This is a genomic window from Pelomonas sp. Root1237, assembly GCF_001425055.1.
In the GTDB taxonomy this organism is placed as follows: domain Bacteria; phylum Pseudomonadota; class Gammaproteobacteria; order Burkholderiales; family Burkholderiaceae_C; genus Pelomonas.
Map to the genome: position 1 here is coordinate 147,120 of NZ_LMDK01000019.1, position 22,707 is coordinate 169,826.

The following is a 22,707-nucleotide window of genomic DNA, read 5'->3' on the forward strand; positions in this document are numbered from 1 at the left end:
GCCGAGCGCTGGGCCTGCCATGAGCCAGAGGCTCATGGCCTTCCGTAGGCACAAGCAGTCCGCAGGGACTGCTTGTGTCCGACTCCAGTTCACCGAGCCGGCCCGCTTGGGCGATGTGCTTGCGGCTCAATGCCGCAAGCATCGCCGTCCCCTCGGGGGACCGACCAGGTGCAGCCGCGTTCAGCGGGGTGCGACTGGGCGAGGGGTCACACGTCTCACCCCAGACAGCCAGTCGTGCAGCGTCGCGAACAGCTGCTCGGCGACGACCGGCTTGGCGACGTGGTCGTCCATGCCGGCGTCCAGGCAGCGCTGGCGCTCGTCGTCGAAGGCATTGGCCGTCATGGCGAGGATGGGCAGTTCGGCGCCTTGGGGCAGGCGGCGGATGGCGCGCGTTGCGTCCAGGCCATCCATGACGGGCATCTGCACGTCCATCAGCACCAGGGCGTAGTCACCGGCCTTGACCATGTCGACGGCCTGCTGCCCATCGGCAGCCACATCCACCGCCAGGCCGGCACTGCCGATGAGGGCGAGGGCCACCTCCTGGTTGACGGGGTTGTCCTCGGCCAGCAGCAGACGGCGTGGCTGAGCTCGCGCCAGCTCGGCAAGCCGTTCGCGCGCTGAATGCGGCCGTGGGGCCGCTACCGGCGGCGCCGGCGCCTGGCTGCCGGCCTCGACGGGCAGGGTGAACCAGAACGTGCTGCCGCGGTTCAAGGTGCTGTCGACGCCGACATGGCCGCCCATCAAGTGGGCCAGGCGCCGGCAGATTGCCAGGCCCAGGCCGGTGCCGCCATAGCGCCGCGTCGTGGAACTGTCGGCCTGCTCGAAGTCGCGGAACAGCCGCGCCTGCGCATCGTTCGCAATGCCGATGCCGCTGTCCTGCACCTCGAAGCGCAGTGCCAGCGCCGGGCCGGGCTGGGTCTCGTCGAGCCGCGCGGCCAGGCGCACGAAGCCGCTGTCGGTGAACTTGACCGCATTGCCGGCGAAGTTCAGCAGCACCTCGGAGATGCGCTGCGGGTCGCCGATCAGCACGCGGCCGCCCAGCTCCGGCGCAACGTCGGTCTCGACACGCAGCCGCTTGGCCGCGGCGGCCTGGGTCGTCATGTTGGCGATGTTGTCCAGCACCTCGCCGACCGTGAATTCGCGCTGCTCCAGCCTCACCTTGCCAGCCTCGATCTTGGAGAAATCCAGTACGTTGTTGATGACGCTGAGCAGGTGCTCGGCCGCATTGGCGACCTTCTGCAGACGCTGCTGCTGCTCGGGCTCGATGGTGTCGCTCTGGGCCAGATAAGTCAGGCCGATGATGGCATTCATCGGCGTGCGGATCTCGTGGCTCATGTTGGCCAGGAAGGCGCTCTTGGCCAGGCTCGCGGCCTGGGCGGCCTGCGTAGCTTCCGCCAGCTCGGCAGTGCGCGCCTCGACGAGTTCCTCGAGATGATGGCGGTAGCGCTCCAGCTCCAGCGCGTCGCGGCGCTGGCGTGAGATGTCGGTCAGGAAGCCGTGCCACAACACGCTGCCGTCGGCCTCGCGCTGGGCGATGGCATTGCCGTAGATCCAGCGCTCGCTGCCGTCCGCCTGCGGCGTGCGGAACTCCTGCTGCCAGGGGCTGAGGTTGCGCGCCGAGCCCAGTAGGCTCTCGCGCACGGCGGCGCGGTCGTCGGGGTGGATGCGCTCGAACCAGGGCGTCGCGCTGCGGCTCAGCTCGGCGCTGCCGAGCAGGAAGTATTCGCGCACCGCCTCGCTGACATAGGCGAACGAGAACTCGCCGTTGACGGCCAGACGCAGCTGATAGACGACGCCGGGCACCGTCTCGGCCATGCCGCGCAGGCGCTCGATGAGATTGCGCTGGGCGTCGAACTGCTGCTGCAGTGCGTCGCGCATGTGCTCGAGGTGGCCGCCGAGCAGGCCGATCTCGTCCTGGCGGGTGTGCTCCAGCTTGGCATTGAAGCGGCCCTCGGCGAGGTCGTTGGCGAAGTCGCCCAGCTCGCGCAGCGGGCGGAACAGGCGCGAGTTCAACAGCCACAGCACCAGGGCCAGCGAGGCCAGCAGCTGGCCGCCGACGGTCGCGCCATAGAGCCAGCGCTGGCGCAGCACGGCCGTCGTGCTGAGGTGGTCGTCGATCTCGATCTGGATGTGGCCGATGCGTGTCGCGCCGCGCAGGATGTCGCGCTCGCCGGTCAGCGTCTGGCCCAGGCGCCGCTCGGGCAGGTGGTTCTCGATAAAGGGCAGGCCCTGGGACGCGTCGCTGACGCTGACGCGCACGACCTCGGGCGACTTGACGATGGCCGAGACGACCTCGCGTGCGGCCACGGCGTCCAGGTTCCACAGCAGCTCGGGCAAGCTGCTGGCCAGCACGTCGAGCTTGGCGTCCAGGTCGCGCTGCAGCGCCTGCTCGGCGACCTTGGATTCGCGCAGGCCGATGAAGAGGCCGCCGACGATGAGGGCCGGCAGCAGCAGGCCGATGCTGGCGCCCAGGGCCAGGGCGGCAAAGAGCGAGGACGAAGGCTTGCGGCTCAAGATGAACTCATTGGTGCACCCTTGGCGCGGTGCGCTGTCCCGCCAAGCGGGAGCTGAGCGCCTTCGGGCGGCCGGGCGGCGCTCATGCTGCCATGAGATTGGCGAGTCCAAAGCAAAACGCGCCACGACGCGTGGCGACGTGGCGCGTTTCGTGGTGCACGAGCGTCAGCCCTTGCCCAGCAGGGCGGGCTTGAGCGAAGAGTCGACGGGCTTGTCGCCCAGCCAGATCTTCAGGATGGCGTTGTAGAAGTTGACGTCCTTCATCGGTTCGCCGATGGGCTTGCCGTTCAGGGCCATGACGGTGCCGGTGTCCGGGATCCAGTCCACGGTGATGACGTCACCCTTCTTGCCCTGCGGGATGTTGACGAAGGCCTCGCCGAATTGGGCCAGCTGGTTGACGAACTTGGAGCGCTCGGCCTTGTCGGTGTTGGCCGTGATGCCAGCCATGAAGGCCTGGCCCAGGTCGTCACCGGTCACCTCGCGCAGCAGGCCGAGACTGAAGCGGCGCGGGCCTTGGGTGTCCAGCACGCCGGCCGTCGTGTCCTTCTTCTCGGGCAGGTAAAGCACCAGGGCATAGACCTTGACCACGATGCGCACGCGCACACCGGCGCCGTTGACCTTCAAGTCCTTGCCGGCGACCTTGACGGTGTCGTCGAACTTGAGGCCGGCCACTTCGATGGCTTGCGCCGCGCCGCCCAGGCCGAGGGCGAGGCCCAAGCCGGCAATCCATCGGCTGGCGTTGTTCGTCTTCATGCAGTCTCCTGATCTTTTGAGGATGGGGATGATCGCGCCTTCAGCGTGCCGCCTCGAGCTTGAAGAGGCTGACGACCTCCTCGAGGCCATGGGCCTGATCGCGCAGCGAGTCGGCAGCAGCGGCGGCTTCTTCCACCAGTGCGGCGTTCTGCTGCGTGCTCTTGTCCATGTCATGGATGGTATGCGTGACGCGCTCGATGCCGGAACTCTGCTCGGCGCTGGCATGGGTGATCTCGCCCATGATGTCGGTCATGCGTTGCACGCTCGCCACCACGCCCTGCATGGTGTTGCCCGCCTGGGCGACGAGCTGGCTGCCCTGGGCCACCTTCTCGACCGAATCGCTGATGAGGCGCTTGATCTCCTTGGCCGCGTCGGCACTGCGGCCAGCGAGAGACCGCACCTCGCCAGCCACGACGGCAAAACCGCGGCCCTGCTCGCCGGCCCGCGCGGCCTCCACGGCGGCGTTCAGGGCCAGGATGTTGGTCTGAAAGGCGATGCCGTCGATGACGCTGATGATGTCGACGATCTTCTTGCTTGATGCGTCGATGCTGCCCATGGTCGTCACGACCTTGGCCACCACGGCGCCGCCTTCGCCGGCGACCTGCGAGGCGGCCTTGGCCAACTGATTGGCCTGTTGGGCGTTCTGCGCGTTCTGCTGCACCGCGTCGGTCAGCGTCTTCATGGCCGACAGTGTCTGCTCCAGCGATGCGGCCTGGGCCTCGGTGCGCACCGACAGGTCCATATTGCCGCTGGCGATCTCGCTGGACGCCGAGGCGATGGACTCGGTGCCCTCGCGCACGCGGCCGACGATGCCCTTGAGGCTCTCGTTCATGTCATGCAGGGCCTGCAGCAGCTCGCCGGTCTCGTCGCGGCTGCGCACCTCGATCTCGCTGGTCAGGTTGCCCGACGCCACCTTGCGTGCCACAGCGACCGCGCCGCGCAGCGGGTTGACGATGCCACGCGTGATCAACACACCGGTCAGCACGCTGGCGGCGATGGCGGCCACGGCCAGGCCGAGCAGCAGCAGGGCTGTCTTGTTGGCCACGCGGTTGGACTTCTCGCCGGCCGCATCCATGCCGGCGTTGCGAGCCTCGACCAGCTTCTCCAGCGCGGTCATGTACTTGATCTGGGCCGCGCGCACCGAGAACTGGAACTTCAGCGGCGCCCCTTCGGTATCGCCGGACGCCACTGTCTTCACGAACGACGCCTGGGCCGGCAGGAACTTGGCGCGGGCTTCCTTGACCGCCTTGAGCTGCTCCTGGCTGGCCTCGTCGGTCAGCAGTGGCTCCAGCTCGGCCATGGTCTTTTCATGCGCGGCCATCTGGGCGGCAACCGTGTCCAGCTCCTTCTTGATCTGTTCTTCGCCGCTCATGATGAGCGTCGTCATCATGCCGCGCACGGCGTCGCCCAATTCGCCCTTGGCCTTGTTGGCCAGGGCCACGGCCTTGTAGTCGGTGCTCAGTAACTGGCTGATCTCGCCGTTCAGGGTCTGAATGCCGAAATAGCCCAGGCCGGCCATGGTTATCAGGCAGGCGATCACGACGGCAAAGCCCGCCGCGAGGCGCTGTCCGATGCGCATATGGGACAAGAAATTCATTGGGGGCTGCCTCGGTTTTGATATTTGGTAGGAGCCCCCGGTTTGAGTTCTTGGCTGAAGGGGCTGAAACAGCATGAAATTTCAGCAGAAATCACCCGGGGCGAGTGCATTCTGAGCGGCCAGCCGGCGAGGCTTGCCGTGATTTGTGCGGCAAAACCCTGTCAGACATGGCTTGCGACGGTGGCCCTGGGGCGGGCGATTCAACCTTGGGGCAAACGCCACATCGCAAACGCCCATCACTTCAAGCAGCACTTCTCAATATCCAGGCAAGTCCTTATTTATTAACAAGATTTTTTACTGGCGCTGTATAAATTAACAGCGCTTGCTAAGTGCTTGATTTCATTGAAAAAACTTGTGCCGAACCTTGACCGGGTGGGGTCTGGCCCTTAAAGTGGGAGGAAGTGTCGTTTCGTGGTGAAAAGTGTCGGAAATCGTCTTTCAGGGTGCCTCCAACTTGGCCTTAGATGCCAAGGGCCGCCTGAGTGTGCCCAGCCGACACCGGGAGGTGCTGCAGCTGATCTGCCAGGGGCGCCTGACCGTCACCAAGCACCCCGATGGCTGCCTGATGCTGTTTCCGCGCCCGACCTGGGAGCTGTTCCGCGACAAGGTCGCCGCCCTGCCGATGTCGGCTTCGGGCTGGAAGCGTGTTTTCCTCGGTAACGCGATGGACGTCGACATCGATTCGGCGTCGCGCGTGCTGGTCTCGCCCGAGCTGCGCAAGAGCGCCGGGCTGAAGAACGACGTGATGCTGCTGGGCATGGGCAGCCACTTCGAGCTCTGGGATGCCGAAGCCCATGCCGCCCACGAGGCCGAGGTGATGGCCGGTCCGCTGCCCGACGCGCTCAAGGACTTCAGCTTCTGATGGGCGCCGAAATGAACGAGAGCGCCCAGTTCAGCCACACCACCGTGCTGCTGAATGAGGCGGTCGACGGCGTGCTCGCGCGGCCCGACGGCGTCTACGTGGACGGCACCTTTGGCCGCGGCGGCCATTCGCGCCTGCTGCTGAGCAAGCTGGCGCCCGAGGGCCGCCTCATCGCCATCGACCGCGACCCCGAGGCGATTGCCGCCGCGGCGGCCATCACCGACCCGCGCTTCTCCATCGTCCACAGCGCCTTTGCCGACATGGCCGAACAACTGGCTGCTCTGGGTGTTCATCAGGTGGATGGTGTGCTGCTGGACCTGGGTGTGTCCAGCCCTCAGATCGACAACCCGGAGCGCGGCTTCAGCTTTCGCTTCAACGGCCCGCTGGACATGCGCATGGACACGACGCGCGGCCAGAGCGCGGCGGACTTCCTGGCCCGTGGCGACGAGCGCGACATTGCACGAGTGATTCGAGACTATGGCGAAGAACGGTTTGCTTCACAGATTGCAAAGGCGGTTGTTGCTTGCCGGGAAGCCGGCACGCCGCTCACGCGCACCGACGAGCTGCGCGAACTCGTGGCTCGCACGGTCAAGACCCGCGAGCCCGGCCAAGACCCGGCGACCCGCACCTTTCAAGCCCTTCGGATTCATGTCAATGGCGAGCTTGAGGAGCTTGAGCAGGGCCTGAACGCCGCTTTGCGCCTGCTTCGCGCCGGCGGCCGACTCTCCGTCATCAGTTTCCATTCGCTGGAAGACCGGCGCGTCAAGACCTTCATCGCCGAGCGCAGCAAGGCCGTGTTCGACCGCCGCGCGCCTTTCGCCGAAGCCGCGCCGCTGATCCTGAATGCGCTGGGCCGCATCAAGCCCAGTGATGCCGAGGTGGCTGCCAATCCGCGCTCACGCTCCGCCGTGTTGCGTGTGGCGGAGCGCACCGACGCGCCGCTGCCGCCCGTCACCTCCAGGCGCTGACGTGGCGAAAGTCAATTTCATTCTCATCCTGGCCGTGCTGGCCAGTGGCGTCGTCCTCGTGCACAGCGCCTACGAGTCGCGCCGCCTGTTCGCCGAGCGCGACAAGGCCAAGGCCGAGGGTCAGCGCCTGGCTGCCGACGCCGAGCGCCTGGCCGCCGAGCGCCATGCGCAGGCGACCAACTTGCGCGTCGAACAGGTGGCTCGGGAGCGCCTGGGCATGCGCGTCATCAGCCCGGCCGTGGTGGCGTCGGGAGTCGCCCAGTGAGCAAGGCCAACAAGTCCGGCGCACGCGCCCTCGGCTCGGGTCGTGGCGTCAGCTATTCCACCAGTCCGCTGCTGGCGTCCAAGACGCCGCCCTGGCGCTCGCGCTTCCTGGTCGCTCTCGTCGGCCTGGCCTTCCTGGGCCTGCTCACGCGAGCCATCTGGGTGCAGGTGCTGAACACCGACTTTTTCCAGAAGCAGGGCGAGGCCCGTTACGCCCACACGCTGGAGCTGCCGGCCAGCCGCGGCCGCATCAACGACCGCACCGGCCAGGTGCTGGCCGCGAGCGTGGCCGTGCCGTCGATCTGGGCCATCCCCAAGGAGGTCGATGCCGACGCCGACAAGCGCCGCGCGCTGGCCAAGGCCCTGGGCCTGTCGAACAAGGAGCTGGAGGCCAAGCTCAACCCCGAGACCCGCTTCGTCTGGCTCAAGCGCCTGGCCGACGACGAGACCGCCGCACGCGTGAAGGCCATCGGTCTGAAGGGTGTGTTCCAGGACCGCGAATACCGCCGCAAATACCCCGAGGGCGAGGCCGCGGCGCACGTCGTCGGCTTCACCGGCGCCGAGGACCGCGGCCAGGAAGGCATCGAGCTGGCCTTCCAGAAGGAGCTGCAGGGTCGCGACGGCTCGCGCTCGGTGGTGCGCGACCGCCTGGGCCGTGTCGTCGAGGACATCGGCGACGTCGTGCCCGCCGCCAACGGCCACGACATCGACCTGTCTGTCGACTCCAAGGTGCAGTTCTTCGCCTACCAGCGCATCCGCGACGCGGTGGCGGAGAACAAGGCCAAGGCCGGCTCCGTCGTCGTGCTGGATGCGCAGACCGGCGAGGTGCTGGCCCTGGCCAACTTCCCGAGCTATGACCCGGGCAACCGCCAGAACCTGTCCGGCGAGCAGCTGCGCAACCGCGCACTGACCGACGTCTTCGAGCCCGGCTCGACGATGAAGCCTTTCATCGCCGGCCTGTCGATGGAGACCGGCCGCACGACGCCCGACAGTCTCGTCGACACCGGCAACGGCAAATACGCCTTCCAGGGCGCCGTCATCAGCGACACCAAGCCGCATGGCGTGATCCCGGTGCGCGAGGTCATCAAGTTCTCCAGCAACATCGGCGCCACCAAGCTCGCGATGCAGATGCAGCCGCGGGAGATGCACGAGATGTTCACGGCCATCGGCCTGGGCCAGCGGCCGCAGATCAGCTTCCCCGGCGCGGTGACCGGCAAGCTGCGTCCCTACAAGACCTGGCGGCCCATCGAGCAGGCGACGATGAGCTATGGCTACGGCCTGTCGGCGTCGCTGTTCCAGCTGGCGCGGGCCTACACGGTTTTCGCGCGCGACGGCGAGATCGTCCCGGTCAGCATGCTGCGCCAGCCGCACGACCATCCGATCGCCGGCATCCGCGTGTTCTCACCCAAGGTCACGCAGGACCTGCGCCTGATGCTGCAGGCCGCCGCTGGCCCGGGCGGCACGGCGCCCGAGGCGCAGGTGCCGGGCTACAGCATCGGTGGCAAGAGCGGCACGGCGCACAAGCAGGAAGGCCGCGGCTACGCCAGCCACAAATACCGCTCCTGGTTCGTTGGCATCGCCCCCATCAGCAAGCCGCGCATCGTCGTCGCCGTCATGGTCGACGAGCCGACCGCGGGCGTTTACTACGGCGGCAAGGTCGCCGGCCCGGTGTTCAGCCAAGTCACCGCCCAGACGCTTCGTTTGCTCGGCGTACCGCCCGACCTGGACGTGAAGAGCCAGATCGTGGCCAACCAGAAGGCCGTCGCGGTCGAAGAGAGCTTTTGATGCTGACACGCCTCAAGTCCCCCGATGCCGCCGCTCGCTGGCTGTCCGAATGGTGCACCGGCACACTACGCACCGACAGCCGCCAGGTCCGCCCCGGCGATGCCTTCATCGCCTGGCCCGGCTATGCACGCGACGGGCGCGAGTTTGTCGCGGCGGCGCTGGAAGCCGGCGCCTCCACCTGCCTGGTTGAAGAGGCCGATGTCGAGCGCTTCGGCTTTGTCGATGCGCGTGTGGCCTCGCTGCCTGGACTGAAGGCCCGCACCGGCGAGATCGCCGCGACCTTTTTCGGCAAGCCCACCGACACGCTGGACGTCATCGCCGTCACCGGCACCAATGGCAAGACCTCGTCGGCCTGGTGGATCGCCCAGGCCTCGGCGCAGTTGGGCAAGCGCTGCGGGGTCGTCGGCACGCTGGGCATCGGCGAGCCGCCCAAGCTGGACTACAACGGCCTGACCACGCCAGACCCCGTGCTGCTGCAGGCGGCCTTCGCTCGTATGCGCGACGAGGCCTTCTCGGCCTGCGCCATCGAGGCGAGCAGCATCGGCATCGTGGAGGGGCGGCTGGCAGGCAGCGCCGTGCGCGTGGCGGTGTTCACCAACTTCACACAGGACCACCTCGATTACCACCGCACGATGGATGCCTACTGGGCGGCCAAGCGTGCGTTGTTCGCCTTCCCCGGCCTGCGCGCCGCGGTCATCAATCTTGACGATCCGCAAGGCGAGGCCCTCGCCGCCGAGTTGGTCGCCCTCGATGTCTGGACCACCGGCGTCGCACGCAGCGACGCGCGCCTGTCGGCCCGTGGCCTGCACTACACCGGCGAGGGCCTGGCCTTCACGCTGCATGAGGGCGAGGAAGCCCTGCCGGTGCAGACCAGCCTGATCGGCGACTACAACGCGGCCAACCTGCTCGGCGTGGCAGGCGCTCTGCGCGCCCAAGGTGCTGCCCTGGCCGACGTGGCGCGCGTGCTGGGCCGCGTGACGCCGGTGCCGGGCCGCATGCAACGTGTCGGCAATGGCCGGGAGCTGCCCCAGGTGGTTGTCGACTACGCGCACACACCGGATGCTCTGGACAAGGCGCTGTCCGCCCTGCAGGGCCTGGCCCAGGCGCGTGGCGGCGAGCTGGTCTGCGTGTTTGGCTGTGGTGGTGACCGCGACCGCGGCAAGCGGCCGCAGATGGGTGCCATCGCCGCCCGGTTGTCGGGTCGCGTCGTCATCACCACCGACAACCCACGCACCGAAGCGCCGGCACAGATCATGGCCGACATCGCCGTCGCTGCGCCCGAAGCCATCGTCGTCGAGGCCCGTGAGGAAGCGATCCGGGCCGCGGTGATGAACGCCAGCTCGCGCGACATCGTGCTCATTGCAGGCAAGGGTCATGAGGACTATCAGGAAGTGAATGGCGTGCGCCGGCCCTTCTCGGATGTTGGCGAAGCGCGCGCGGCGTTGCTGGAAAGGGCAGGTCTGTGAACCTGTTTTTGACGCTGGCTGAAGCGCAGGCGCTGCTGCCGGGATCGACGCTGGTCGGCGACGGCGCGACGGGCCTCGCCCGCGTGCACAGCGACACGCGCACGCTGCGGGCGGGCGACCTCTTCGTCGCGTTGCGCGGCGAACGCTTCGATGCCAACGACTTCCTCAGCGAAGCCAAGGCCTCGGGCGCCGTCGCCGCGCTGGCTGAACGCGGTCTGGCCGAAGCGGGCCTGCCGGGCCTGCTTGTCGCCGATGCGAAAGCGGCCCTCGGCCAACTCGCCGCCGCCTGGCGCCGCCAGCAGCAACTGCCCGTCATTGCCGTCACGGGCAGCAACGGCAAGACGACGACGACGCAGATGATCGCCAGCATCCTGCGCGCCTGGGTCGGCGATGCAGCCCTGGCTACCGAAGGCAACTACAACAACGACATCGGCGTGCCGCTGACGCTCTTGCGTCTGCGCCACGACGACGAAGCCAGCCACCGCGCCGCCGTCATCGAGCTGGGCATGAACCACCCCGGCGAGATCGCGCCGCTGGCGGCAATGACGCAGCCCACCGTGGCCCTGGTCAACAACGCCCAGCGCGAGCACCAGGAGTTCATGGCGACCGTCGAGGCCGTGGCGCGCGAGAACGGCGCCGTCATCGAGGCGCTCAGCGCCAGCGGTTGCGCCGTCTTCCCGGCCGAAGACGCCTGCGCGCCGATCTGGCTGGAGCTTGCGGCCCAGCGCCCGCACCTGAGTTTTGCGCTGCGCGGCGAGGCCGACGTGACGGGCGACGCAGTCTGGATCGGCACGCACTGGGCGCTGGAGCTGCACACGCCCGCGGGCACAGCGCCGGTCGCGCTGCACATGGCCGGCGAGCACAACGTGCGCAATGCACTGGCCGCCGCGGCCTGTGCGCTGGCCGCCGGTGCATCGCTGGCCGCCATTGCTCAAGGCCTGGAAGCCTTCCGTGCCGTCAAGGGCCGCTCGGAGCTCAAGCTCGACGCACGCGGTCGCACGCTGATCGACGACAGCTACAACGCCAACCCCGACAGCGTGCGCGCTGCCATCGACGTGCTGGCTGGCATGCCGGGCGAGGGCTGGCTGATCCTCGGCGACATGGGCGAGGTGGGCAACGACGGCCCGGCCTTCCACCGCGAGGTGGGCGCCTATGCGGCCGAGCGCGGAATCGCCCATTTCTGGACGGCCGGCGGCGCTGCCCGTGACGCCGCAGCGGCTTATGGCCCGGGCGCCCGTGCCTTCGACAACACGGCCGCGCTCGTTGCAGCCCTCACAGAACAACCCAGCGTGGCCCAGACCCTGGTCAAGGGCTCGCGCTTCATGAAGATGGAACAAGTGGTCGCTGCACTTCAAGTGAGCCCCCAGGTCCGGGCAGAGCCCGGACCGCCCCCCGAGGGGGGCAAGTCGCCTAGGGGCGGCCCGTCGGCGACTTCATCCGGAGGCTCCCATGCTGCTTAGCCTCGCCCAGTGGCTGCAGGGCCTCTACCCCGACCTGGGCTTTCTGCGCCTTTTCCAGTACATCACCTTCCGCGCCGTGATGGCCGCGATGACCGCACTGCTGATCGGCCTGGCCTTCGGGCCCTGGGTCATCCGCCGCCTGACCGAAATGAAGATCGGCCAGCCCGTGCGTGCCTATGGCGTGCAGACCCACCTGGCCAAGACCGGCACGCCGACCATGGGCGGCGTGCTGGTCCTCATCGGCATTGGCGTGTCGACGCTGCTGTGGTTCGACTGGAGCAATCGTTTCGTCTGGGTCGTCATGCTGGTCACCATGGGTTTCGGCGCCGTGGGCTGGGTGGACGACTGGCGCAAGGTCGTTGACAAGAATCCGGAAGGGATGCGTAGCCGCGAGAAGTTCTTCTGGCAGTCGCTGATCGGCTTGTTCGCCGCCCTCTATCTCGCGTTCAGCGTGTCGGAGACGTCATTCCTCGGCGTCGTGCAGCTGTTCTTTCGCTGGGTGTCCAGCGGCTTCTCGACCGAGCTGCCGCCCAAGGCCGACCTGCTGATCCCCTTCTTCAAGACCATCAGCATGCCGCTGGGCGTGTGGGGCTTCGTCGCGCTGGCCTATTTCGTCATCGTTGGCACCAGCAACGCGGTCAACTTCACCGACGGCCTGGACGGCCTGGCCATCATGCCGGTCGTCATGGTCGGCTCCGCCCTGGGCCTGTTCGCCTACCTGACCGGCTCGTCGGTGTTCTCCAAATACCTGCTGCTGCCCTACATCCCGGGCGCCGGCGAGCTGCTGATCTTCTGCGCCGCGATGGCTGGCGCAGGCCTGGCCTTCCTGTGGTTCAACGCCCATCCCGCGCAGGTGTTCATGGGTGACGTCGGCGCGCTGGCGCTGGGCGGCGGTCTCGGGACGCTGGCTGTCATCACGCGCCAGGAAATCCTGCTCGGCATCATGGGTGGCATTTTCGTGGCCGAAGTGTTGAGCGTGATGCTGCAGGTCAGCTGGTTCAAGTTCACGAAAAAGAAGTTCGGCGAGGGCCGGCGCATCTTCAAGATGGCGCCGCTGCACCACCACTTCGAGAAGAGCGGCTGGAACGAGACGCAAGTCGTCATCCGCTTCTGGATCATCACGATGCTGCTGTGCCTCGTCGGCCTGGCCAGCCTCAAGCTGCGGTGACCGCATGAAGCTGGACCTGCCGCAACTACTCGATCAGCGCGTGCTCGTGCTGGGCCTGGGTGACTCCGGCCTGGCGATGGCGCGCTGGTGCGCGGGCTTCGGCGCGAAGGTGACCGTGTGGGACTCTCGAGAGCAGCCGCCGCAGCGCGCAGCACTGGGCGAGTCGGCGCAGTTCATCACCGGCGAGCTGACGGCGGAGATGGTGGCGGGCTTCAACTCGGTGTTGAAGAGCCCAGGCCTGTCGCCGCTGGATGCGCGCCTGGCGGCTGTTTACGCCCACGGCCCCGCAGTGCGGGGCGAGCTGGATCTGTTCGCTGATTCACTGGCCGCGCTGAAGGCCCAGCACGGCTACGCACCCGCCGTGCTCGCCATCACCGGGACCAATGGCAAGACGACCACGACCTGCATGACCGGCCTGCTCGTCGAGCGTGCCGGCAAGCGCGTGGCCGTCGCCGGCAATATCGGCCCGACCTTGCTGGACACGCTGACCGAGGCGCTGGCCAAGGAGCCCGATCCGGCACCGGTCGAAACGCCGGCCGAAGTCGTGGCCGAGGAGATCGAAGACGCTCCCGTTGAGGAGGCTGCTGAGGAAGAAGCGGCGGTGCTGCCCGACGAGGAAACGCCCCTGCCCATTGACCCACCGCCACCGCGTGGCCCGGTCTTCGAGACCCTGCCCGAGGTCTGGGTGCTGGAGCTGTCCAGCTTCCAGCTTGACGGCGTCAACGGCTTCGAACCCACGGCCGGTGCGGTGCTGAACCTGACCCAGGACCACCTCGACTGGCATGGCGACATGGCTGCCTATGGTCGTGCCAAGGCGCGCATCTTCGGTCGCGAGTCCGTCATCGTCGCCAACCGTGACGATGCTGAGGTCGAAGGACTGGTGCCGGCGCCGGTGTTCGTCAAGGGCAGCCGTGGCAAGGCCGGCCGCACCGTGTCGCGCCATGTCGTGCGTTTCGGTCTGAACCCGCCCAAGGTCGCAGGCGACTTCGGCCTTATCGATGAAGGCGGCCTGACCTGGCTGGTACGCGCCCTTGAGCTGGATCCGACCATCAAGCGCAAGAAGAGCGATGAGGCAGAGCCCCTCATCATCCAGCGCCTGATGCCGGCCGACGCGCTGCGCGTGCGGGGCCGCCACAACGCCGCGAACGCGCTGGCTGCACTCGCGCTGGCTTGCGCCGCCGGCTGCGAGCTGGCGCCCATGCTGCATGGCCTGCGCGAATATCGCGGCGAGCCGCATCGCGTCGAACCCGTGGGCAGCATCGAAGGCGTCGAGTTCTTTGACGACAGCAAGGGCACGAATGTCGGCGCTACCGTCGCCGCGATCTCCGGCCTGGGTGCCGACCGCGCGCCGGCCAAGCTGGTCCTCATCCTCGGCGGCGATGGCAAGGGCCAGGACTTCGCGCCACTGGCCGATGGTGTTGCCCGCCATGCCCGCGCCGTGGCGCTGATCGGTCGCGATGCGCCGCAGATTGAAGCAGCGCTGGCCAACACCGGCATTGCCATGCAGCACCACGCGACGCTGGAGGCCGCCACGACCTGGTGCCTGCAGCAGGCCCAGAGCGGCGACAGCGTGCTGCTGTCCCCCGCCTGCGCCAGTCTGGACATGTTCCGCAACTACGCCCACCGCGCCGAGGTCTTCGTCGCCACGGTGCAGGGTCTCGCTGACGAACGCGGGGTGGCGCTATGAGCGCCGCGCCGGGCCGTCCCAAGCAAGCTCGCTCCCGCTCGGCGGGACAGCGCGCAGCGCGAAGGGTGCATCAATGACTGCGGTCTTGAACGGCTTCACCGCCAGGCTGCAGTCGCTCTGGAAGAAGGGCGACACCGAGGACGCCAGCGTGCCGGTGCGCGACTGGGTGTCCACCTCGGCTGGCCGACCGACGCAGTTGCAGGGCTTCGACATCACCATGGTGTGGGTGGTGCTCGCGCTGATGGCCTTTGGCCTCTTGATGGTCTATTCGGCCTCCATCGCGCTGCCCGACAACCCGCGCTTCGCCAAATACCTGCCGACGCACTTCCTGACGCGCCACATGATCGCCATCGGCTTCGCGCTGGTCGCAGGGCTCGTCACCGTGCAGATCCCCGTCGCGATCTGGGAGCGCTGGGCGCCCTGGGTTTTCGTCGCCGCCCTGGTGCTGCTGGTCGCGGTGCTGATCCCTGGCATAGGCAAGGTCGTCTACGGCGCGCGGCGCTGGATTCCGCTGGGCGTCATGAACTTCCAGCCCAGCGAGCTGGCCAAGTTCGGCATCGCGCTGTACGCGGCCAATTACATGATGCGCAAGATGGACGCCCGGGAGAACTTCTTCCAGGCCGTCACGCCGATCGCGATCTCGCTGGCCTTCATCGGCCTGCTGCTGCTGGCTGAACCCGACATGGGTGCCTTCATGGTCATCGCGGCCATCGCGATGGGCATCCTGTTCCTGGGCGGCGTCAACGGCCGCATGTTCCTGCTCATCACGCTGGTGCTGGTGGGAGCGTTCGTGTTGATGATCAGCTTCAGCGAGTTCCGCCGCGAGCGCATCTTTGCCTACCTGAACCCCTGGGACGAGAAGTACGCCCAAGGCAAGGCCTACCAGCTGACGCACAGCCTGATCGCCTTCGGCCGCGGCGAGTGGCTGGGCCAGGGCCTGGGCGGCAGCGTCGAGAAGCTGCACTACCTGCCCGAGGCGCATACCGACTTCCTGCTCGCCGTCATCGGCGAGGAACTTGGTTTTGCTGGAGTGGCCGTGGTGATCCTTGCGTTCTTCTGGCTGACCCGCCGCTGCTTCCTCATCGGCCGCCAGGCCATCGCACTGGACCGCGTGTTCGCGGGTCTCTACGCCCAGGGCATTGGCATCTGGATGGGCGGCCAGGCTTTCATCAACATGGGCGTGAATCTGGGCGCACTGCCGACCAAGGGGCTGACGCTGCCGCTGATGAGCTTTGGCGGGTCGGCGATCTTGATGAACTGTGTGGCGCTGGCCGTTGTTCTGCGGATCGACTTGGAAAACCGGCAGATGATGCGCGGAGGCAGGTCATGACGCGGCACCTGGTCGTCATGGCCGCCGGCACCGGTGGCCACATCATTCCCGGCCTGGCGGTCGCCGAGGAAATGCAGCGCCGCGGCTGGACCGTGTCGTGGATCGGCACGCCGACCGGCATGGAGAACCGCCTGGTGCCGGCACGTGGCATCGAGCTGGATGCGCTGCCGTTTGCCGGCCTGCGCGGCAAGGGGCTGAAGCATGCGCTGCGCGGCATCGTCGGGTTCTTCAAGTCGCTGGGCCAGGCGCGTCGCGTCTATGCGCAGCGCCATGCGACGGCCGTGCTCGGCATGGGCGGCTATGTCTGCCTGCCGGGCGGCCTCACCGCCGCCTTCACTGGCCGGCCGCTGATGCTGGTCAATGCCGATGCGGCGATGCTGAAAAGCAACCTCGCGTTGAAACCCTTTGCGCGCCGGATTGCATTCGGCTTCGACGGTGCGGCGGCGGCTTCGACGTCGGGCGCTGTCGTCAGCGGCAATCCCGTGCGTGCCGAGATCGAAGAACTGCCACTGCCGGCCGAGCGCATGGCCGAGCGCGCCGGCCCCTTGCACATGCTGGTGCTGGGCGGCTCGCTGGGCGCACGCGCGCTGAACCAGGCGGTGCCGCAGGCGCTGGCGCTGTGGCCGCAGGAGCAGCGGCCGCTCGTGCTGCACCAGTCGGGCCAGGACCATCTCGGCGCTGTCTGGCAGGCCTATGCCGATGCAGGCTTGTCGGCCGAAGTGCGCCCCTTCATCGACGACATGGCCGCGGCCCTGGCCTGGGCCGACGTCGTCGTCTGCCGGGCCGGCGCCATCACCGTCAGCGAACTCTGCGCGGCAGGCTGTGCCGCGGTGCTGGTGCCGCTGGTCGTCAGCACGACATCGCACCAGCGCGACAACGCCGTTTTCATGGCCCAGCACGGCGCGGCCATCCACCTGCCGCAGGGCGAATTGACGCCGGCCAAGCTGCATGAATTGTTGAGCGGCCTGGACCGAGGTGCCCTGCTCGCCATGGGCGAGAAGGCTCGCTCGCTGGCCCGGCCGCGTGCGGCGGCCCGTGTGGCCGATGAAATCGAAGGAATGCTGAAGTGAAGCACGCGGTTCAACGACTGCATTTCGTCGGCATTGGCGGCGCCGGCATGAGCGGCATCGCCGAGATCCTGCACAACCTCGGCTTCACGGTCAGCGGCTCGGATGCCGTCGAGAGCGCGACGACCGAGCGCCTGCGTACCCTGGGCCTGCGTGTCGAGATTGGCCATGCGGCGCCCAACATCGGCGACGCGCAGGCCCTGGTTACCAGCACCGCCGTCGCCGCCGATAACCCCGAAGTGCAGGCCGCTCGCGGCCGTCAGGTGCCGGTGGTGCCGCGCGCTGTCATGCTGGCCGAGCTGATGCGGCTGCGCCGCGGCATCGCCATCGCCGGCACGCATGGCAAGACGACGACGACCTCCCTGGTCACCGCCATCCTCGTCGAGGCGGGCCTGGACCCGACCTTTGTCATCGGCGGCAAGCTCAACGCCGCCGGCGCCAACTCGCGCCTCGGCAAGGGCGAGTTCATCGTCGTCGAGGCCGACGAGAGCGATGCCTCCTTCCTGAAGCTCAGCCCGGTGCTGTCCGTCGTCACCAACATCGACGAGGACCACATGGACACCTATGGTCATTCGGTCGAGCGGCTTCACGATGCCTTCATCGAATTCCTGCACCGCATGCCCTTCTACGGCGCGGCGGTGGTGTGCGCCGACGACCCGGGCGTGCGGGCCATCCTCGGCCGCATCGAGCGGCCGGTCGTCAGCTACGGCTTGTCCGCGGGTGTCGGCGTGCGCGCGGTCGATGTGCAGGCGCTGGCCGGCGCGCAGATGCGCTTCAGCTGCCAGCGCGAGGGCGCGGCCGACCTGGACGTGCTGCTCAATCTGGCCGGCGAGCACAACGTGCGCAATGCGCTCGCGGCCATCGCCATCGCGATGGAACTGGACTGCCCGGACGAGGCCATCCAGCGGGCACTGAAGAATTTCTCCGGCGTCGGCCGCCGCTTCGAGAAGCATGGCGAATGGCCGGCGGGCGATGGCGGCCGCTTCGAACTGGTCGACGACTACGGCCACCACCCGGTCGAGATGGCCGCCGTGCTGGCCGCCGCACGCGGCGCCTACCCGGGCCGCCGCCTGGTGCTGGCCTTCCAGCCGCACCGCTACACGCGCACGCGGGACTGTTTTGCCGACTTTGTGCGAGTGATGGGCGGCGCAGACGTCGTACTGCTGACCGAGGTCTATTCGGCCGGCGAGGCGCGCATCGAAGGTGCGACCGGTAAGGCGCTCGCTCAGGCCGTGGGCACGTCGAATTTCGTGGCCGGCGTGGCCGACATGCCGGCGGCGCTGGCCACGTTGACCCGCGATGGCGATGTCGTCATCGGCATGGGAGCAGGCTCGATGAGCAGCCTGCCGGGCCGCGTCGCGGCGCATTTCCAAGGAGGCGCAGCATGAAGTCGCCTGTCGATCTGAACATCGATGCCAAGGGTCTTGGCAAGGTTGCCGTGCTCTTCGGTGGCCACAGCGCCGAGCGGCCGGTGTCGCTGATGAGCGGCAACGGCGTGCTGGCCGCGCTGCAATCCATCGGCGTCGATGCGCACGCCTTCGATCCCGCCAAACGTCCGTTGCAAGCCCTGAAGGACGAGGGCTTTGATCGTGCCTTCATCGCGTTGCACGGTCGCGGCGGCGAGGACGGCACCATCCAAGGCGCTCTCGAATGGCTGGGCGTTCCCTACACCGGCTCCGGCGTGACGGCCTCCGGCGTCGCGATGGACAAAACCATGACCAAGCGGCTGTGGGCCAATGAGGGCCTGCCGACGCCGCAATACCTGGCGCTGTCCCGCGCCGACCTGACTCGCGAGCGCATCCGCACGATTCCCGACACGCTCGGCCTGCCCGTCGTCGTGAAGCCGCCGCACGAGGGTTCGAGCATCGGCATCACCAAGGCCGCCGGCTACTCCGACATGCAGGGCGCTGTCGAGTTGGCCCTGGGCTTTGACGATGAGCTGCTGTTCGAGCAGTGCATCGAAGGGCCCGAGCTGACCTGCGCCGTGCTGGGTGAAGGCGAGGGCGCCGTCGCGCTACCCGTCATCGAGATCCGCGCCGAGGCCGGCAATTACGACTTCGCGAACAAGTACGAGACCGACACGACGCAGTATCTGTTCGGCTCGCTGCCCGCCGCGCTGGAGGCCGAGATCGGTCGCCTCGTGCTGCATGCCTATCGCCTGCTCGGCTGCCGCGGCTGGGGTCGCGCCGACCTGATGCTGCGCAAGTCCGACATGAAGCCCTTCCTGCTGGAGATGAACACCAGCCCCGGAATGACGTCGCACTCCCTGGTGCCCAAGGCCGCGCAGGCCGTGGGCGTCGACTACCCGCATCTGTGCCTGTGGCTGCTTGCCCAGGCCAGGCTGGATCGCCTGATCACGTGAACTCCGCCGCCGCCGCCACCGCCGCGCTGCCGTCCGATATCCGCCTGATGAATGCGGTGTCGGCGCTGCTCGTGGCTGCGCTGGTGGCAACCGCCGCTTGGGGTGTGCTGCGCTGGGTCGTGCGCCTGCCGGCGTTCAACCTGCGTGCCATCCAGGTGGAGGGCGATGTCAGCCGCAACAGCGTGGCCTCGCTGCGCGCCAATGCCCTGCCGCGCCTGCACGGCTCCTTTCTCAGCATGAGCCTGAAGGACGGCCGCGCCGCTTTCGAGGCTGTGCCCTGGGTGCGGCGCGCGCAGCTGACGCGCGTCTGGCCGATGCGGCTGCGGGTCAATCTCGAGGAACACCGGGCCGCCGCCTATTGGGAGGCGCGCACCGATGGTGCTGACTCTGCGACCGAGGCCGCGGCCGAACGGGCCCTGGTCAACAGCTTCGGCGAAGTCTTCCAGGCCAATCTCGGCGACGTCGAGGACGAGACCCTGCCTGTGCTCGCCGGCCCGGCGCAGACGGCCGGCGCGATGCTGCAGATGTGGCGGGCCCTGTCGCCGGCCGCTGAAAAACTCGGCGAGGGCATCGACCGCCTGGACCTGTCGGGCCGCGGCTCCTGGCGCGCGACGCTCGGCAGCGGTGCCGTTGTCGAACTGGGCCGCGGCAGCGAGACCGACGTGGTCGAGCGCTTCGGCCGCTTCGCCCAATCCATCACGCAGGTCACGGCGACCTACCGCAGCCCACTGCTGTCCGCCGACCTGCGCCACGCCGACGGCTACGCGGTCAAGCTGCGCGGCGTGACGACGAGCACCCCGGGTAAACCCGTAAATAGAAAACGTTGAGGACGGACATGGCCAAGGAATACAAGGATTTGGTCGTCGGGCTGGATATTGGGACCGCCAAGATCATGGCCGTCGTGGCCGAAGTTTTGCCGGGGGGGGATTTGCGCATTGCCGGCCTCGGGGTGGCGCCGTCACATGGCTTGAAGCGCGGCGTCGTCGTCAATATCGACGCCACCGTCCAGTCCATCCAGCAGGCCTTGAAAGAGGCTGAAATGATGGCTGACTGCAAAATATCTAGGGTTTACACGGGGATTACGGGCAGCCATATCCGCGGCCAGAACTCCACCGGCATGGTCATCGTGCGCGACAAGGAGGTCACGCCGGTTGATGTGACCCGCGTCGTCGAAACCGCCAAGGCCATCAATATTCCCAACGACCAGCGCCTGCTGCTGGTCGAGCCGCAGGAATTTGTCATCGACGGCCATGAGGTGAAGGAGCCCGTCGGCATGAGCGGTGGCCGGCTGGAGGTCAAGGTCCATATCGTGACCGGCGCGCAGAGTGCGGCCGAAAACATCGTCAAATGTGTGCGGCGCTGCGGTTTGGAAGTGGATCAGCTGGTTTTGAACCCGAGCGCCTCCAGCCATGCCGCCCTGACCGCCGACGAACGCGACCTGGGGGTTGCGCTGGTCGATATTGGCGCCGGCACGACCGATGTGGCGATATTCACCGGCGGCTCGATCCGCCATACCGCCGTCATCCCCATCGCGGGCGACTTGATCACCAGCGATATCGCGATGGCGCTGCGCACGCCGACCAAGGACGCCGAGGAAATCAAGGTCGAATATGGCGTCGCCAAGCAACTGCTGGCCGACCCTTCCGACCAGGTGGAAGTGCCCGGCCTGGGCGACCGCAGCCCCAGGATGCTGTCCAAGCAGGCGCTGGCCGGCGTCATCGAGCCGCGCGTCGAGGAAATCTTTTCCCTGGTGCATCAGGTCATTCGTGAGAGCGGGTATGAGGAATTGCTGTCCTCCGGCATCGTGTTGACCGGTGGATCGGCCGTCATGCCGGGCATGGTGGAACTCGCCGAGGATATTTTCCTGAAACCCGTGCGCCGCGGCCTGCCCACCTATTCGGGGGCCCTTTACGACATGGTTGCCAACCCCCGATCGGCCACCGTCATGGGCCTGCTGGAGGAGGCCCGGCTGTCACGCAGCCGGGGTTTCAAGGCAGCGCAGCAGGCTGGCTCGGTGCAAACCCTGCTCGGCCGGGTCAAGGATTGGTTCATGGGGAATTTTTGACCCCCACGAATTACGAAAAATTTGTTTCAGCAACTAGTCAATCTATCTGTGCCACGGCACAATTGCAGTAGGAGGTTTGATATGCCCATCGAGATGATCGAAGAGTTTGACCAAGGCACCCAAATCAAGGTGATCGGGGTCGGTGGCGGCGGCGGCAACGCCGTGGACCACATGATCGCCCAGGGCGTTCAAGGCGTGGAATTCATCTGCGCGAATACCGACGCGCAGGCGCTGAATCGGTCCAAGGCCGACCAGTTGCTGCAACTCGGCACCTCCGGCCTCGGCGCTGGAGCCAAACCCGAAATGGGCAAGGCGGCGGCTGAAGAGGCCGAAAACCGCATTCGCGAATCCATCGCCGGCGCCAATATGCTGTTCATCACCGCCGGTATGGGCGGTGGTACCGGCACCGGTGCTGCGCCGGTGATTGCCCGGGTTGCCAAGGAAATGGGCATCCTGACGGTCGGTGTCGTCACCAAACCCTTCGATTTCGAAGGCGGCCGGCGCGCCAAGGCGGCCGATGCCGGCCTGGCTGAACTCGAGGCCAATGTCGACTCGCTGATCGTCGTGCTGAATGACAAGCTGCTCGATGTGCTGGGCGACGATGTCACGCAGGATCAAGCCTTCGCGCATGCCAATGACGTGCTGAAGAACGCCGTTGGCGGCATTTCCGACATCATCCACATCCCCGGCCTGGTCAACGTCGACTTCGAAGACGTCAAGACGGTGATGAGCGAGCCCGGCAAGGCCATGATGGGCACGGCGCAAGCCACCGGCCCGGACCGCGCCGCCAAGGCCGCCGAAGCGGCCGTGGCCTGCCCGCTGCTGGAAGGCATCGACCTCTCCGGTGCGCGTGGCGTGCTGGTGCTGATCGCCGCGGGCCGCAGCAACTTCAAGCTCAGCGAGTCGCGCAACGCGATGAACGCGATCAAGCGCTACGCCTCGGATGAAGCGCACGTCATCTTCGGCACCGCCTACGACGAGAGCCTGGGCGACGCGCTGCGCGTGACCGTCATCGCCACCGGCCTGACGGCCGGCCGCGCCCGCCAGCAGGCGCCGCTGCAGGTCGTGCAGACCCAGCAGGTGGTGCGCAACGGTACCGACGGCATGCCTGTGCTGACGCAGGCCGTGGCCATGGCCACGCCGGCCACGGGCCAGCAGGCCAATGTCGGCCTGGGCCTGGGTGACTTTGCGAACGCCAATGTGCCCAGCGTCTGGCGCCATGGTCGCTCGGGCAGTGCTGCGGCCAAGGTCGAGGCCCTGTCGTCCAACGGCATGGACGAGATCGAGATCCCGGCCTTCCTGCGCAAGCAGGCAGACTGATCAGTCGCTGATCCTAAGAAGGGCGAGCCGTGAGGCTCG

At 67.5% G+C, this 22,707-nt stretch carries 19 protein-coding genes; 16 read left to right on the forward strand and 3 right to left on the reverse strand.

Features of this window, described 5'->3' with window-relative positions; translation table 11 throughout:
* Positions 1-180: 180 nt before the first annotated feature.
* From ASC91_RS23490 to ASC91_RS30820, 3 genes are all read right to left on the reverse strand, one after another.
* Positions 181-2,514, reverse strand: coding sequence for an ATP-binding protein (locus ASC91_RS23490; protein WP_056202883.1), 2,334 nt, complete (start codon positions 2,512-2,514; stop codon positions 181-183).
* 165 nt (positions 2,515-2,679) lie between these two features.
* Positions 2,680-3,267, reverse strand: a complete 588-nt coding sequence (locus ASC91_RS23495; protein ID WP_082532957.1) for a chalcone isomerase family protein — start codon at positions 3,265-3,267, stop codon at positions 2,680-2,682.
* Between the two features lie 40 nt (positions 3,268-3,307).
* Positions 3,308-4,864 carry a methyl-accepting chemotaxis protein gene (locus ASC91_RS30820; protein ID WP_056202885.1) on the reverse strand — a complete coding sequence of 519 codons (1,557 nt, stop codon included), beginning with the start codon at positions 4,862-4,864 and terminating at the stop codon, positions 3,308-3,310.
* 42 nt (positions 4,865-4,906) lie between these two features.
* Between ASC91_RS30820 and ASC91_RS29695 the strand changes: the two genes are divergently transcribed.
* From ASC91_RS29695 to ftsZ, 16 genes are all read left to right on the forward strand, one after another.
* Complete coding sequence (locus ASC91_RS29695) at positions 4,907-5,149, forward strand: hypothetical protein (RefSeq protein WP_157282013.1); 243 nt, start codon at positions 4,907-4,909, stop codon at positions 5,147-5,149.
* A gap of 145 nt (positions 5,150-5,294) precedes the next feature.
* A complete protein-coding gene (locus ASC91_RS23505; RefSeq protein ID WP_056203596.1) occupies positions 5,295-5,726 on the forward strand; it encodes a division/cell wall cluster transcriptional repressor MraZ in 432 nt (143 codons plus the stop codon).
* 11 nt (positions 5,727-5,737) lie between these two features.
* Positions 5,738-6,694, forward strand: a complete 957-nt coding sequence (gene rsmH / locus ASC91_RS23510; protein ID WP_056203598.1) for a 16S rRNA (cytosine(1402)-N(4))-methyltransferase RsmH — start codon at positions 5,738-5,740, stop codon at positions 6,692-6,694.
* 1 nt (position 6,695) lies between these two features.
* Positions 6,696-6,959, forward strand: a complete 264-nt coding sequence (ftsL, locus tag ASC91_RS23515) for a cell division protein FtsL (protein ID WP_056202886.1) — start codon at positions 6,696-6,698, stop codon at positions 6,957-6,959.
* Positions 6,956-8,743, forward strand: a complete 1,788-nt coding sequence (locus ASC91_RS23520; protein ID WP_056202890.1) for a penicillin-binding protein 2 — start codon at positions 6,956-6,958, stop codon at positions 8,741-8,743. The genes ftsL and ASC91_RS23520 overlap by 4 nt, the downstream gene beginning before the upstream one ends.
* Complete coding sequence (locus ASC91_RS23525; protein WP_056202893.1) at positions 8,743-10,209, forward strand: UDP-N-acetylmuramoyl-L-alanyl-D-glutamate--2,6-diaminopimelate ligase; 1,467 nt, start codon at positions 8,743-8,745, stop codon at positions 10,207-10,209. The genes ASC91_RS23520 and ASC91_RS23525 overlap by 1 nt, the downstream gene beginning before the upstream one ends.
* Positions 10,206-11,669, forward strand: a complete 1,464-nt coding sequence (murF, locus tag ASC91_RS23530; protein ID WP_082532959.1) for a UDP-N-acetylmuramoyl-tripeptide--D-alanyl-D-alanine ligase — start codon at positions 10,206-10,208, stop codon at positions 11,667-11,669. Before ASC91_RS23525 ends, murF begins: the two co-directional genes overlap by 4 nt.
* The gene (gene mraY, locus ASC91_RS23535) at positions 11,659-12,837 is read left to right on the forward strand and encodes a phospho-N-acetylmuramoyl-pentapeptide-transferase (protein ID WP_056202895.1); all 1,179 of its coding nucleotides are present in this window, start codon (positions 11,659-11,661) and stop codon (positions 12,835-12,837) included. Before murF ends, mraY begins: the two co-directional genes overlap by 11 nt.
* A 4-nt stretch (positions 12,838-12,841) precedes the next feature.
* Positions 12,842-14,524, forward strand: coding sequence for a UDP-N-acetylmuramoyl-L-alanine--D-glutamate ligase (gene murD / locus ASC91_RS23540; protein WP_056202899.1), 1,683 nt, complete (start codon positions 12,842-12,844; stop codon positions 14,522-14,524).
* A gap of 73 nt (positions 14,525-14,597) precedes the next feature.
* Entirely contained in the window at positions 14,598-15,854 is a 1,257-nt protein-coding gene (gene ftsW, locus ASC91_RS23545) for a putative lipid II flippase FtsW (RefSeq protein ID WP_056202902.1), read from the forward strand.
* Positions 15,851-16,924, forward strand: coding sequence for an undecaprenyldiphospho-muramoylpentapeptide beta-N-acetylglucosaminyltransferase (murG, locus tag ASC91_RS23550; RefSeq protein ID WP_056202905.1), 1,074 nt, complete (start codon positions 15,851-15,853; stop codon positions 16,922-16,924). The genes ftsW and murG overlap by 4 nt, the downstream gene beginning before the upstream one ends.
* Positions 16,921-18,309 (forward strand): UDP-N-acetylmuramate--L-alanine ligase, encoded by a 1,389-nt coding sequence (gene murC / locus ASC91_RS23555; RefSeq protein ID WP_056202908.1) that lies wholly within the window; start codon positions 16,921-16,923, stop codon positions 18,307-18,309. Before murG ends, murC begins: the two co-directional genes overlap by 4 nt.
* Positions 18,306-19,283 carry a D-alanine--D-alanine ligase gene (locus tag ASC91_RS23560; RefSeq protein WP_056202911.1) on the forward strand — a complete coding sequence of 326 codons (978 nt, stop codon included), beginning with the start codon at positions 18,306-18,308 and terminating at the stop codon, positions 19,281-19,283. The genes murC and ASC91_RS23560 overlap by 4 nt, the downstream gene beginning before the upstream one ends.
* Positions 19,280-20,110 carry a cell division protein FtsQ/DivIB gene (locus ASC91_RS23565; RefSeq protein WP_235532076.1) on the forward strand — a complete coding sequence of 277 codons (831 nt, stop codon included), beginning with the start codon at positions 19,280-19,282 and terminating at the stop codon, positions 20,108-20,110. The genes ASC91_RS23560 and ASC91_RS23565 overlap by 4 nt, the downstream gene beginning before the upstream one ends.
* Before the next feature lie 8 nt (positions 20,111-20,118).
* Complete coding sequence (gene ftsA / locus ASC91_RS23570) at positions 20,119-21,348, forward strand: cell division protein FtsA (protein WP_056202917.1); 1,230 nt, start codon at positions 20,119-20,121, stop codon at positions 21,346-21,348.
* Positions 21,349-21,429: 81 nt separating this feature from the next.
* Positions 21,430-22,668 (forward strand): cell division protein FtsZ, encoded by a 1,239-nt coding sequence (ftsZ, locus tag ASC91_RS23575; protein WP_056202920.1) that lies wholly within the window; start codon positions 21,430-21,432, stop codon positions 22,666-22,668.
* Positions 22,669-22,707: the final 39 nt, after the last annotated feature.